12 protein-coding genes are annotated in these 12,731 nt (G+C 49.3%); 2 read left to right on the top strand and 10 right to left on the bottom strand.

Going from position 1 to position 12,731, the window contains the following annotated elements:
- Positions 1–65 precede the first annotated feature (65 nt).
- The 8 genes from ACE419_RS09975 to ACE419_RS09940 all read right to left on the bottom strand — a co-directional run bounded on the left by ACE419_RS09975 (position 66) and on the right by ACE419_RS09940 (position 7,206).
- Positions 66–1,322: an RNA-guided endonuclease InsQ/TnpB family protein gene (locus ACE419_RS09975; RefSeq protein ID WP_435721902.1), complete on the bottom strand. Its 1,257-nt coding sequence runs from the start codon at positions 1,320–1,322 to the stop codon at positions 66–68.
- Between the two features lie 255 nt (positions 1,323–1,577).
- On the bottom strand, positions 1,578–2,456 hold the full coding sequence (locus ACE419_RS09970; RefSeq protein ID WP_435721901.1) for a metallophosphoesterase: 879 nt from the start codon (positions 2,454–2,456) through the stop codon (positions 1,578–1,580).
- A gap of 4 nt (positions 2,457–2,460) precedes the next feature.
- Positions 2,461–2,742 carry a DUF1294 domain-containing protein gene (locus ACE419_RS09965; protein WP_435721900.1) on the bottom strand — a complete coding sequence of 94 codons (282 nt, stop codon included), beginning with the start codon at positions 2,740–2,742 and terminating at the stop codon, positions 2,461–2,463.
- 257 nt (positions 2,743–2,999) lie between these two features.
- Positions 3,000–3,164: a hypothetical protein gene (locus tag ACE419_RS09960; RefSeq protein ID WP_435721899.1), complete on the bottom strand. Its 165-nt coding sequence runs from the start codon at positions 3,162–3,164 to the stop codon at positions 3,000–3,002.
- A 103-nt stretch (positions 3,165–3,267) separates the two neighbouring features.
- On the bottom strand, positions 3,268–4,110 hold the full coding sequence (locus ACE419_RS09955) for a hypothetical protein (RefSeq protein WP_435721898.1): 843 nt from the start codon (positions 4,108–4,110) through the stop codon (positions 3,268–3,270).
- A 162-nt stretch (positions 4,111–4,272) separates the two neighbouring features.
- On the bottom strand, positions 4,273–5,247 hold the full coding sequence (locus tag ACE419_RS09950; RefSeq protein ID WP_435721897.1) for a ribonuclease HI: 975 nt from the start codon (positions 5,245–5,247) through the stop codon (positions 4,273–4,275).
- Positions 5,248–5,320: 73 nt separating this feature from the next.
- On the bottom strand, positions 5,321–6,274 hold the full coding sequence (locus ACE419_RS09945; RefSeq protein ID WP_435721896.1) for a DUF1848 domain-containing protein: 954 nt from the start codon (positions 6,272–6,274) through the stop codon (positions 5,321–5,323).
- 14 nt (positions 6,275–6,288) lie between these two features.
- Entirely contained in the window at positions 6,289–7,206 is a 918-nt protein-coding gene (locus tag ACE419_RS09940; RefSeq protein ID WP_435721895.1) for a hypothetical protein, read from the bottom strand.
- A gap of 196 nt (positions 7,207–7,402) precedes the next feature.
- On the opposite strand from ACE419_RS09940, the gene ACE419_RS09935 reads away from it, so the two are divergent.
- Entirely contained in the window at positions 7,403–8,671 is a 1,269-nt protein-coding gene (locus ACE419_RS09935; RefSeq protein WP_435721894.1) for a helix-turn-helix transcriptional regulator, read from the top strand.
- Complete coding sequence (locus ACE419_RS09930) at positions 8,646–9,599, top strand: WYL domain-containing protein (RefSeq protein WP_435721893.1); 954 nt, start codon at positions 8,646–8,648, stop codon at positions 9,597–9,599. Before ACE419_RS09935 ends, ACE419_RS09930 begins: the two co-directional genes overlap by 26 nt.
- Here ACE419_RS09930 and ACE419_RS09925 read toward each other — a convergent pair.
- Complete coding sequence (locus ACE419_RS09925) at positions 9,590–10,516, bottom strand: HNH endonuclease signature motif containing protein (protein ID WP_435721892.1); 927 nt, start codon at positions 10,514–10,516, stop codon at positions 9,590–9,592. The genes ACE419_RS09930 and ACE419_RS09925 overlap by 10 nt on opposite strands.
- Before the next feature lie 127 nt (positions 10,517–10,643).
- Complete coding sequence (locus tag ACE419_RS09920) at positions 10,644–12,719, bottom strand: hypothetical protein (protein WP_435721891.1); 2,076 nt, start codon at positions 12,717–12,719, stop codon at positions 10,644–10,646.
- Positions 12,720–12,731 lie beyond the last annotated feature (12 nt).

Here is a 12,731-nt window from a genome sequence, read left to right as displayed (position 1 = left end):
GGAGATTCTTGAGAAGTTTGATATCTGGACAATGCCTGACAGACTTATCCCGAAGGAGTCCGCTGTCAGGATACCCTTATTCTCAATGGGCTGCCCAAGAGCCCTCTACACAGTCCTTCGAAATCGAAGTTCTGCTTACTTTTACGAAGTATGTTTGCCGCACCGTTAAGGTCAGCATTTACCGTTCTGCCATCTGCGCATTGATACAGCCCACGCTGTACGCGCTTGCCTCTGAATGTACCTGGATAGGGATGTTCAGAATCATAGACGGGAATGTCATCCAAATCGAGGCAGCTGGCCTTCGATGTGTAGGATTCTTCCTGCTCGGCGTATGTCATACCATAGCGTTCACAAATATTGCGCAGTGTTTCACGCAGGTTGCCAAATGGGATTTGCGTGAACTGCTGGTTCCTTTTTCGGCCAAGGTTCATGCTGCGTTTAAAGTCTGGATTATAGCCGCAGACTACGGTGCCGATTTGATGCGCAAGGCAGTGGTCTATGATGCAACGGGCCGTTTTGCGAATATAGTCTTGTATGCTGTTATTCCGTTTTTGCGCAAGAGCATGGAGTCTGCGTGTTTTCTTCGTCCCCTGCTTTGCGGCTATTGCCTGAAAATGAGCATTCTGTTTATTCCAATACTGGTTGATGGATTTGAGTTTACGACCGTCCATGAGGAACGATGTCCCAGTACTGGTTACGCAAGCAGCTAAATTTTCAAGCCCGATGTCGATGGCGAGAACGTTGTCAGGATTCGTGTTCTGCTTTTCGATTTCCTGCAGATAGCAATACTGAATCTTGAAGTACCTGCCTTGATAGATGGGGCAAATCCGCACTTCCTTGATGGTTTTTCCTGCAAGCCTTGCAGGGAACGGAATCTTGATTTTTCTGCCTCCGTGAAGTCTGGCAAAGCTGCGGCTCATCGGAATGGTCAGATATCCATCCTTAATGCTGATGGCATTGGTCGAGAGGATCAGATTGAAAAGGCCACCTTTTTCCCGATAATGAGGTATTTTGATATTCTGAAATGAATAGTCGCCTGCCTTTGCTTTCTTGATGAGCTGAAAAAACGACTTGAAGCTTCGATCGGCCACTTTTAGCGTCTGCTGTGCTACGCCAGCCTGAAGCAATCCGTAGTTTTCATTTTCCTTGCAGATACGACAGTTTTCTTCATACCGAAGATACTTCTTCTCTTGAAAATAGCGTTGTCTGATATTGTAGAGAGCCACATTGTACAGGTTATTACTGTATTGGCACATCTCGCGAAGCATGGCATACTCTTCCTTGGAAAGCTTGCGAATTACATTCGATTGTGTCAGATACATCTTGTTGCACCTCCCTTCTTGTCATCTGCTAATTTTATTGTAGGATACGGTAGGATTGACTGCAAGGTATATTGCAAAAAAATGTCTTGGATTAGGCTCGAGCCCAGTCCAAGACAGCGCCATTCATCCCCTACCTAAGAGGAAGGAGCCTTCTGGTGAATGAAGGTAAAAGCATCGACAATGTACTGTTTCATAATATTATCCTTTCTGCAGAACTTATCCTCATTGGCCAAAAGACACCTTCTTTTTTGGCAATTAAGCAGAACTAGTCTTAAGCCATAAGAGCTGAATTCGCTGCGGCATACAGATTTCTTCTGGCATCATCGTGTAGGTGAGTGTCTTCTGGATGAGGTAAAGTAGGTCGGCTTGAGGTTCTTTCTCCGGCACTTGAATCGCTTCAAGGGGATATCTGCTGAGTTTTTCGTGATACAAATTTTGCGGGATGGCAAGAAAAATGCAGCCTTCATGGCGGTGAAACGATACAATATCATCCTGCCTCAAAACGATCTCGGTACCATCGCTTAAGTAAATCTGCAGGGGCTTTAACATGCTGGCACGGATATTTCCCATGTAATCCCGCGCAGATGCCTTGCCTAGATAATCCTGCCGAAGTGCCATGAGCTCATGGATGTTTGGATTTCGCTTGCGGTCCACCCAGCAGCGAAGAGTCGAGAGTACTTCATCGTCAAGCGCAATCGGTTTATAACCCATATGCTCCAACGAAAGAGGCCAATACCGATAGAATTGGTCCTCATAATGCAGATCGTGCTGGTGTCCATGAATGTTGATGTCGGCAGAATGACCGTAAACAGGGGCATGCGAAAAGAGCACCTTCATGCCGTTCAAAGTCATGGTCATCTCGTCGACCACCAGCATAAAGCCGGCCTGCATGTAATGCGCTGTCGACTTCTTATCATGATTTCCCCGAATGAGGATTTTGCGTCCCGGCAGCTTTAGGAAGCGCTGCATCACTTCCTGATACCAGGCCACGTCACCCAGATGGATGAGCAGATCATCTTTGCCAATCATTTTCTGGCAGTTTTTCAGAATTTGATTCGTAAAATTCTCCGGCCGATTGCAGCTTTGAATCATGTTCTTATGGCCAAGATGTGTGTCCGTGATAAGATAAATCATTTCATCATCTCGCTATGTGCAGATATATAAGGCCAGCGGCCTGCAGTGCCAATATCAACGGCACACCATATTTGAATTTTAGATGCAGCGTCTTATGATGGAACAGTTTCATCGCCACCAGAGCTCCTATACTGCCACCAATGGCTGCTGTACCAAGCAGGGCCAATTCCGGCACACGCCACCACTTACGGATGGCGCATAGCTTGTCCCAGCCGTAGACCGCTATGGTCACTGCGTTTATAATGGCAAAATACCAAGCGGCTGCGCTATGCACGTCAATTTCCATTTTTCCCTCCAAGTTTAATCAAGAACCAGTGTTTGTTTAGTATTTTTGTGGGCATCTAGAATCCTGCCTACCATCTCATTATTTTCTCAAATCTCTTGCCGAAGTCTGCTTGAGATCTTTGTCCTTTCATTATAACAAAAGAGCTCCTTCCAGGAAAAGAAAAAGACAACAAAGCCAATTGACTTCGTTGTCTACATAAAAAATGTCACTCTAGTATCTGACATTATTCGTTAAGGTTCAACCGTTATAAGTATGCTTTAATATAAAATTTCATCACCTTCTGTATCTTCTATGTTCTCGATTGGCTCCTCGTCGTAGTATTCTTCTTCGCAAGCATCCTCTTCATAGTCTTCTTCTTTGAACACGATTTCATTCCTAAGATCCGTCAAAACTAATTCCTCCCCACACATGTAATCTTTCAAACGACCATCCCCCATGTAAATAGATGATTCAATCATCAACGACGACGATTTCACCCATAAATCATGCACCTCTTTTCTATGCCTTTATATGAATGGAGCGAACTTAATCATCAAAAAGAGACGAAATAAAACTTCCTACAGCGCAAGCCACGCCAAAGCTGACGACCAGTGGCGCTGCGGCGACGGCGACACTTCCTACGGCGGTAGCTGCTGCCGCTCCGCCAATGGCTGTGCTGGTTACGGCTGTCGTCACAGCTCCTGCAGCACCGGCTGCCATACTGCCAGCTGCCGCAGAAGCAGCGCCGGTGACGCCGCCTTTGATACCAGCACCGGCAATATCGACGACCGCGTCTGCAGCATCTTTTTTGCCGTCGATAACGTCAGAAATCGAAGAAATCGCCTCAATGCCTGCACCGATAGCAGCACCCGCCGCGCCACCAGACTTTGCGGCTGAACCTATGCTGGAAAGACTTGGCATCTTTCCCAATGCTTTATCGGCAACGCGCTGAGTCGTCTCAGAAGAAATTCCGGAGGAATGCACTTTCTGTGTGGTCTTGCCTGCTAATTTCGCAGTGGTTTCTTCGGTACCGTATACTCTGGTTTTATTGTAATGACCGGCTTTTATCTGTCTGGCTGTTTTGGCCACACCCGATGAGCTTACCGTGTCTTTCAGCTGTGCATGCGAGACAATTTTTCCCTGTCTGTTCCTGACGATGATATCCTTCATTTTAGCGACATTGGATTTCGTCAACTCTGCATGGTGCCCTTTTGCGATATTCACCGGATTGGCGTTGACTTTATCGCAGAACATAACTTCATGGACATGTCCTTTGAGATTGGGACACTGACCCGCACGAGCCAAGGCTCTGGCCCCTACACTGCCTTCATACGCTTCATGCGTCATGGCAGCAATGTTGTTCTGAGCTTTTTTATAATCCTGACACATAATGAGACCGCCTTTCAAAATATAAAATCCATGAGTTCTTCTCTTCTTATTTGCTTCATCCTAATTATAGAAGAAAATGACTCTGCCTTCATGTCAGAAAAAATGTGATATGGTTTCTTTCAATAAATCTATCTCATCATAACCCGCTCTTGGCGAACCCGATTATACAGCTTGTACATTCGGAAAATGAAGGCATTCCTGCATTACTTCCTGGCTGCTTGTCTGCTGCTTCTTTTTTCTCTTGACCGTAGGAGCCATAACTGGGTGGGACTGTCGAAAATCTGCAGCCTGTCGTTTGGCAAGGGCGTCTGCTACTACGTTCCATTCATTGCCGCTATGGCCGCGTATATACGAAACTGTTACATCGTGATTCTGACAAAGGGTATGGATTTCTTGCAGGATCTGAATGAAGTCATCCGAGCGATGATCAACTTTCTGCGCACCATTCATGATGCGAACAACGTCCATGCAGTCTGTATGGATAAAGACTTGATGATGTTCCGTCATGATGGATTTAAGAGCGAGATAAACCGCACGCCATTCCGCTTCATTTGAGCTGCTCACGATTGCTGAGCCGGACAGGAAAGCAAGCGGACGGCCGCCGTCTAAAGCAATCGCAGCAAAGCCGCCGAATGTATTTTCCAGGCAGCTGCCATCAACGTAAAAGTTCACGATCTGCGGCAGGCATAATTGAACAGCAAAGGAAGGATTTGCTGCTTCAATATTTGTTGAAGCCTCCGTATATCGATTGAGCGGACGTGTCATGTCCACAGTCATAGCTTTGCTTTCAAAAGCAGGGATATCGGTCTTTGGCTTCGATGCCGATTCTTCCGTGGTATCCGGGGAAATGTCGATCTCTTCCGGAGAAAGATATACCCCATATCGATTTTTATCGTGTTTCGGTTCCGGGATACTGTACTTGGAACGATATGTTGACAATTTTTTATAAAGAATAGGCAGCAGTACTTTATCGCCAATGATACCTGCTATCTCAACCAGTTCATCATAGGTCGTATCATCCGAAAGGCGACGAATATTCTTATCTATAAGAGGAATGGGAGCATAGTCATGCGCCTGTTCCCAATCAGCGCAAAATACGAACATCCCAGGAATCCGGTTTCCATACAGAAAATACATAATAACATCCTCCTCTCTCTTCTTCCTATTGAAGAAAATATTGTTGTGATAGCTTGTATGGCGATGCCTGATATCAGAACAGTGAATCCATCCTTTCTTCGATACTGACTTTCTTCTGCAGATGGGTAACTTTTCTTTCGGTGATCTTTTCATCACCGCGAAGTTTGCCGGAGAGAATGGTGGCGTCTGGATGATGGTCGGCGTAGCTTGCCAGCGCAATTTTGCCGTTGGTATTGGCGTAGCAGTAACGGCAGCGGTGCAGGCATGTATCGTACTGGCCGATGTCAACGCTTTTCATGCAGTGGCAGACATTGCGCTGAGTCGGATCTTTCTTGACGTCAATGGGAGCGCCAATTACTTTTTCGATGCGTTCCTTATCAATGCAGGCCCCATGGGCAATGCCATAAGCATCGAGGTCAATTTCTTCGGAGCAGGACTGCAGCGTCACGCCCGAGCCTTTCGCGAGCCTTGCGAGGCCTTCGGCTAAAACATTCATTTCGGCCAGGCCAAGCGGCTGCAGCTGCAAAGGACGCGTATTGCGCTCAGTCTTTTTATAAAGGTCAAGGAAACTGATGACGCAGCGGTCCGTGTACGGTGCGAGCTTCTCAAGCATTTCGGCAAAGTCATGGAAGTGCTGCTGGATGGTGTAGCGTTCGTTGAGCAGGATGGGATCGTAGCGCCAGATGACGCGGTCCCTGCCAAGACGCTTTGACAGCTCCTGAAATGTATGGATAAGGTCTTTCTTAGCCGGCAAAGCCGGCTCGACATCGCGGTCATACGGCGTAATCGTGAACTGGAAATAGAATTTGTAATGACGGTCGAGTTCGTCAAGATAAGGCAGCAGCGGTTTGGCATTCTTCGTCCAGAAGACGATGCAGTCGACGTCCTCAGGCTTTAGGGAAATGCGGCTGACCTGCTTGCGATTGAAGGGATTGATCGCATCGACGAAGCCCGCGCGGATGCGATTCATGAACCACTCACTATAAAAGGCCGGGATATCCGTCCGGCGGCTTGCACTGATTATCATTAATCTTCATCCTTTCAGCATTTCTGCAAAACGAGGTAATAGTATTTTGTCCATTTTTTCGGAATCAGGCCATCTTCTCCCGTGAAGACGGTTTCCCGCAGGGACAGCGGCATTTCGTAGGGGCACTGGCTCCACTCGGGCTGGCCGTCGTTGTAGATATTCGTGCCGAGCGTCTTGACGTTAGCCGACCAGGGCAGGCCTTCCTGCTCATCCAGGTCAAGCATCAGGCGCAGGCTGTTCGCATATGGCAGGTCCATAATGACGAAGACCGAGCCCTGCTGAGCCCTTTCAATGCAGGTATGCATTTTCTCGAAGAAGCAGTCTTCTTCTTCCGGCTTCACATGACTCAGGAAGTTCTGCAGGAAGTAAACATTGGCCTTCTCATAAATGCGCTGACGGCAGAGATGGCCGTGCGAGCAGCTCTCGCAGCGATGGAGATTATCGCAGCGGTAGATCAGGAGTCCGTCATCGTGAGCATCGAGAAGCCCATCTTCCTGGCAGAGCTGCCAGCTGATGTCCTGTTCGGGCTGCCAGCCGCTTTCCCAATCCAGGATGGAAACCATCGCGCTGCCGTAAACCTGCTTGCCCTGAAATGCCTTCATCGTGCCGTAAAGTTCCGGGCAGGGACCGCCAGCAAAGAAAGCCAGGTTCAAAGTCGGATAAAACGACTGGTGCTTTTTGAGTGCCGGCACGACGAAGCGGCTGACGATCTGATGCGCCGGCTCTACGTAATTGGGATAATACGCGAGCATATAGGCTTTGCGGTTTTCCTCCGAGTCGTATCGCTTCGCGCAGACCCCTTTCTGATAGCTCAGGCGCAGATCCCTTACGGCCTGGCGTATGGCTTCGATATTCTGCTTTCCCAATTGGCTGAGGTCACGATGTTCACCATACGTTTTTTCCATGATACGCTGATAAAGATTCTGTTCCATACAGCAGGCCCCTTTCTTTTTTTCTACGTTTATGCATCGTTTTGATGATTTTATTGTAGAAAAAATTAGGACCTGTATCGTGTCAAAAAAACTGCGAAGTTCGCGGAAAAAAAGCAGGATATTGCCGGCATCTTGTAAAATTTTATAATAGTATTCTTTTCTGCATAAAGTACATAAGCAAAGGAAGGATTCGCTTATGGCAAAACAAACATCGCGCAGCCTTAATAAGTATATCGCGGATTATGATAAATTGCGTGCGTTTCTGCGGTATATTTCGTATGGCTGTTACCATAAAAAATACCTGGCACATCAGCTTCATCAAAGTGCCAGGAGTTATGAGGATAATTGGGCGCGTGTGCGCTTTTTCCTGCCGGAAGATCGGCTGCAGGCGGTCCGGCAGGGGCATCGCGAGATTCACAGCTTAAAGGGTGATTCCTATCGCAGCTCGTTTAATGATCTGGCCAGGACATATGAAATCAAGACGTTAACCAGCTCAGCCGCCTTTGCGCTCATCTGCATACTGCAAATTTTCTCGGACAGCGATGAGCCACTCGACGAAGCAACCTTGTATCAATATGAGCTGGTTCCCACGGATCAGGAGTTCCCGCCGCAGTATGAGGAAATCAGCCGCAGCACGCTGCACCGCTATCTCAAGGAATTGACGGAACAGGGATTCTTGACCTGTCAGAGTCAAAATGGACGATTCCGGTACGAGCTTGCCTCCAATCCTTTAGCCGCTTTAACGGCGGAGGAAGTTAGTTGGCTTCAGGACGCGATTGCCTTTTATCGGAATATCTCGGCCGTCGGTATACCGGGGTATTTCCTTTCGCAGACGCTCCAAGAGATGTATCCGGATGTGACTCTCCCCGCACTGGCGGCCCAATTCAAACATACGACGATTACGCGCATCCTCGATGATGATGTCGTCTATGCGCTGGCCTACGGCATCGTGCATCATATGTCGGTACAGTTCTCTTATCGAAAGAAAAAAATATCGGCCATCCCGCAGCGGCTGGTAACGGACTTTGAAACGGGACGTCAATACCTTTTAGCCGTTCGCAAGCGCCGCAATATCTCAAAACAGTTTACGATTTCCCAGTCTTTTCGTGTGGATTTGATTCAGGATATGGAGATGGGAGAGGCCGTACCTCTAGTTCCGCGACTTGAAGAAACTGCCCCGCATGATATGCAGATTTTGTTTACTTATACAGATAAAGCCAGCAAAAAGCACTTGCTTTATCGAATTCAAGAGCATGCTCCAACAGCTGTACTCGAAGATGACGAGCAAGGCACTATTCGCTGTACGCTGTCTGTTGTCGACGATCTCAAATTGATGCCGTGGCTGCGGACCTTTTATCCGCACGTCCGCATTGAAAAGGACGGCCCGGCTCATTTAAAGGAACGCATGCGTGATGATATTGAGGAGGCGCTGAAGAATTATGGCCTATGCCCCACTCTTTCATGAAGTTCATTCGGAGCTTTTCCTAGCTCTGTGCCGCATCATCAATGAAATTCATCAGGGACGGGAAATGACGCGCCAGGATATCCTGAAAGAACTGCCGAACCTGGACTGGAACACTCAGGAGCGCGTCAAGGAACTCATCGATACCCTGTTCCTGTTTCGAACGAACGGTCATGCTGTACTGTTTCTCGATAAGCCCATTCATTATCGTCCGTCTGCTGCAGAACTCGTCTGGCTGCATCTCATGCTGCAGGATCAGCGCGTGGCTTTTTTGCTGCCCATGGAGCTGCGTCAAAAGCTTGCGTCCGCATTGCAGGACATGTCTGCGTGGTCATTGAATAGTATCTGGCAGGTCGTACACGAGCGGGGTGATGACTTTTCGACATTGCAGGATAAATTAACTGTCATCTGGCAGGCCCTGCATCAGAAGAAAAAATTGTATTACCGCAGCCGCGATCAGCAGGGACGGCTGCATGAGGGGGCTTGTGCACCGTGTCGGCTGGAGTATGATGCGGCGGCCAATCGCTGTCATTTAATCATCTGGCAGGAAGAAGAGCAGCGTGCAGTCAAAATCAATATCGCCAGTCTGATTGACGTGCATATCTTGGAGAAATCCATTCCGGCATCCACGGAGCAGGCCTTTCAGGACTTCTTGGAGAGCCGTCGGCGGTCCGTATGCATTGAAGTTTCGCGTAAAAATAATGCCGTAGAACGCTGTTTTATGATGTTTGCGTCCTACGACAAAGAAGCCAGTTATGACGAAGACCAGGATATCTACACCCTGACTATCTATTATTATGATTTTGACCGTGAAGATATCCTGCAGCAGATTATTTCGCTCGGTGCCGCAGCTGCCGTTTTATCACCGGAGCCGATGCGTCAGGCCATCATAGAGCGTTTGCTGGCTGCCTGGCAAAATATTCAGGATTGACCCCAATATTCCGGACCTGGCCAGCCGTAGAAAAGACGATGCTGCGTGGTAATCCAGTCATGGTCTTCTGCTTTTAAGAGGACCATATTATCGGGCGAATCTGCACCGCCTTCGCAGAGCGGTACGACATGGTGAATTTCCCAGCCGCTCGGGATGCGTTCAAGATCATGCTGTGCTAAGAATTCCATGCGGGCATCCTGACTGCGGATGACTTCGCTTACATGATGCGTATCATTGAATTCGCCGGCTTCGGCCATTTCGGCCAAATTGTTGGGCGAATCATCAATGAGCATACCGTCTTCGACACCGGGCAGATCATCGATATCGGTTGATGGCAATAAATCGCCTGCTCCATCGGCATCCGGCAAATCTGCAGGATCACCATAATCTGTACCTATGTCGTGAGCATCATCATCGGCAGAAGCTGCTTCTTCCGAATCTATCCCATCAATAGCATCCACAGCCTCTGAGGCAAGCAAAACCGTTCCGCCAACGATTGCGCAGTTGCGCAGTCCATGGCGGAATTTTTTTGCAGCCTCCGTATCACTCGTGCAGGCTGCCTTGACGCCGTTGCAGACCGTGCCGGCTGCCGTCGCCGCGGCCATGGCGGTACCTTTTACACGCCGCATCTGGATATCCACGATTTTTTTGCCTGCCTCTTTGTACTGCCCCTCTTTGGCCTTCTGGCCCGCCTCGTAATAATCACAGGCTTTGCGTGCCATGCAGCCTGCCGCGCTTTTGGCAATGGTCCAGATGAGATTGGCCGCGCCGCCAATGACGCGCCCCGCCTGATAAACCGTCTGACGAACCTCTTCCTGCCCTTCCTTGCTTTCCCCATAATAACGGATGCGTTCCTGCAGCTCATCGGCTGTCTCCGACAGACGCTGTTCAATAGTTTTTTCTTCCTTATTATCCATAAAGAATCCCCTCCTATCCAAGGTACATGGAAAGGCAGCCATTTTTGCCCTTTCCGTTCTTTCATCGCTACTTCTAGGATAGCAGGGGACGTGTATTCTTATGTGTCAAAAAAACTGTGGCTTATGGTCAGGCGGCGAATTCTTTCATCATCCAGACCATGACCTGCTGAACATCAAGCAGGAAATCCATGCATTCGCGGGCTTCTTTATGCTGCAGGGCATCGACATGAGCAGCGCGGTTGCGGTAGCGCTTGGTCACGCGCTCCGCATCCCGGCCAATCTGTGTAAGGTCCTGCCAGATTTGCTTCTCCGTGAGGCCACGTGAAAAGAGTTTTTCTTTCGCATAAGCCAGCAGGCAGTCACGGTCATGTTCGTTGGCCTTATCCGAAATATGCTCTGGCACACGGATATTGCAGAAATATGGCACACTGCCGAGTGTAAAACGCTCTTCTGCCAGCTGATGCCATCTTCCCTGACGGTCATGATAGCAAAGTACGCTGGGCCAAGCGGCTGCCTGCTGCGAAAAAGGATGTTTCGACTCCATAAAATCGCGATAATCGCAGAAAAAGCGCTGATGGAGTTCGCATTCCAAAGCCTTGAGCATCAGGATGCAGACGCCGGAATAATCGAGCTGGTCGGAAACGGCCTCCATTTGCGAAAATAAAACACGTGCCGTAATCAAAAAACGTTGCGACTCTGGTTTTAAGCGCTGCCAATTATCGCCGAAGCGCTCTTCGAGAATCTCCTGCTCTCTGGCGCATAGATCATGGCTGCGTAAAAGCGAAGAGTCGAGCAAACGGCTGGTCAGCTGGTCGGTAAAGTCCTGTAAGATTTTCTCGCGGCCCTCGGGATCATCTTCTTCCGCTGCCAGATATCGTTCGGTTTCCTGCTGCAGACGGCGGATATCGCCGGACATATTCGCCAGTGTCCCTTTGACATCGAGCAAGGCTGCGTCGACCGCATCAAAGCGTGTATTCATCTCCACATGCATGGTCTGAACGTTCTGCTTTACATCCTGCAGGCCTTCCAGAAAGACTTTTCGAAGCTCTGCAATCGCCTCCTGCAGACGGTCTGCCAGCACGAAAGAGTCCTGTTCACGTGCCTTTTCCAAAAACAGCTGTTTTGGCGCACTCAAAGAGCCGCAGTAATGATAGAATTCCAGCTTGCAGCGGCGTTCTACCTCATGCAGCTGCTCCCGTTTGGTTTCAAAGTCCTGCAGATTATTTTCCCGTGCCTGTCCTTTGCCCACAGGCAGCTGACTGTAGGCAATCAGCGTCGTAGCAGCATCATTGAGCAGCGGCATATACGCCTTGCCTTCATCGCAGGCCGCAGCGCCAAGACCGGTATTGAGCATTTCCTGAAAGAAGATACCAAAGGCATGCATATCCTGACCTAAGATACGCAGGGACTGACGGCGCTGGTTATTGTTGCGGCAGGCATCCTGCACTTCTTCGCTGTAGCGAATGACATCCAGCTGCCAGCGTTTGACTTCATCGTAATCGCTGCGAATCTTGCGGTCGGCTGCAAAAGAGGCAACCGCTAGCATCGGCGCGGCAACAACGGCACCGAGTACGGCGGCACCGCCGGCCATGCCGAGGCCGCCTGTTGCCAATGAGCCGCCGCCAAGTGCCGCGAGGGTGGCATGCACATAGGCAGGGCCTGAAAGCGTGGCAAGTGCCGTCCCTGTGCTCGCCGTACCAAAGGCCGTTACGAGGCCAAGTGTAGCTGCTCCCGCAGCTGTACCGGCTGCCACAGCTCCTGCGGCATAGCCTTTTCCCTGCCAGACATGCATATCATCCGGCGATGCTGCACCATCGAAAGAACTTTTGGCAAGGTCCTGCTGATGATGCTCCTTCATATACTGACAAAACCGCATGTAGACATAGAGCTGTGTCTTAGCAAGCTGTTCAACGGCTTCATTAAATGAAGCGACCTCTTCCTCCAGCATTTTTTGCGATACGGCAAGCTGCAGCTGATTCTTTTCGATGATTTCTTTGCAGGCCGCCTGAATCTGCCTGGTCTCCTTACGGCGCGCAAGATCCTCCTGCACGTTTTCTTTCAGGGCTGCGGCCCCCTGCACTGCCTTTTCGCCGACAAATTTTCCGCCGGCTGCCCCCTGTTTAGCGACTTTGCCGGCTACATCCGTGACCGTCTTCCAACCGCTGGCAAGATTATCTTTATTGAACGAATCCATTATCCCCATAGAATCATCCCC

It is taken from the genome of Mitsuokella apri, from assembly GCF_047974105.1.
In the GTDB taxonomy this organism is placed as follows: domain Bacteria; phylum Bacillota; class Negativicutes; order Selenomonadales; family Selenomonadaceae; genus Mitsuokella.
Note: the sequence above shows the minus strand (reverse complement) of the source record. Positions and strands in the feature narration are given on the sequence as shown.

Bases quoted from the DNA above. Each gene is read 5' to 3' on its own strand.
- ACE419_RS09955 (WP_435721898.1), bottom strand. From the start codon at position 4,110: ATGTGTCAGGATTATAAAAAAGCTCAGAACAACATTGCTGCCATGACG.
- ACE419_RS09950 (WP_435721897.1), bottom strand. From the start codon at position 5,247: ATGTATTTTCTGTATGGAAACCGGATTCCTGGGATGTTCGTATTTTGC.
- ACE419_RS09975 (WP_435721902.1), bottom strand. From the start codon at position 1,322: ATGTATCTGACACAATCGAATGTAATTCGCAAGCTTTCCAAGGAAGAG.
- ACE419_RS09930 (WP_435721893.1), top strand. From the start codon at position 8,646: ATGGCCTATGCCCCACTCTTTCATGAAGTTCATTCGGAGCTTTTCCTA.
- ACE419_RS09920 (WP_435721891.1), bottom strand. From the start codon at position 12,719: ATGGGGATAATGGATTCGTTCAATAAAGATAATCTTGCCAGCGGTTGG.
- ACE419_RS09945 (WP_435721896.1), bottom strand. From the start codon at position 6,274: ATGATAATCAGTGCAAGCCGCCGGACGGATATCCCGGCCTTTTATAGT.
- ACE419_RS09965 (WP_435721900.1), bottom strand. From the start codon at position 2,742: ATGGAAATTGACGTGCATAGCGCAGCCGCTTGGTATTTTGCCATTATA.
- ACE419_RS09970 (WP_435721901.1), bottom strand. From the start codon at position 2,456: ATGATTTATCTTATCACGGACACACATCTTGGCCATAAGAACATGATT.
- ACE419_RS09925 (WP_435721892.1), bottom strand. From the start codon at position 10,516: ATGGATAATAAGGAAGAAAAAACTATTGAACAGCGTCTGTCGGAGACA.
- ACE419_RS09935 (WP_435721894.1), top strand. From the start codon at position 7,403: ATGGCAAAACAAACATCGCGCAGCCTTAATAAGTATATCGCGGATTAT.
- ACE419_RS09940 (WP_435721895.1), bottom strand. From the start codon at position 7,206: ATGGAACAGAATCTTTATCAGCGTATCATGGAAAAAACGTATGGTGAA.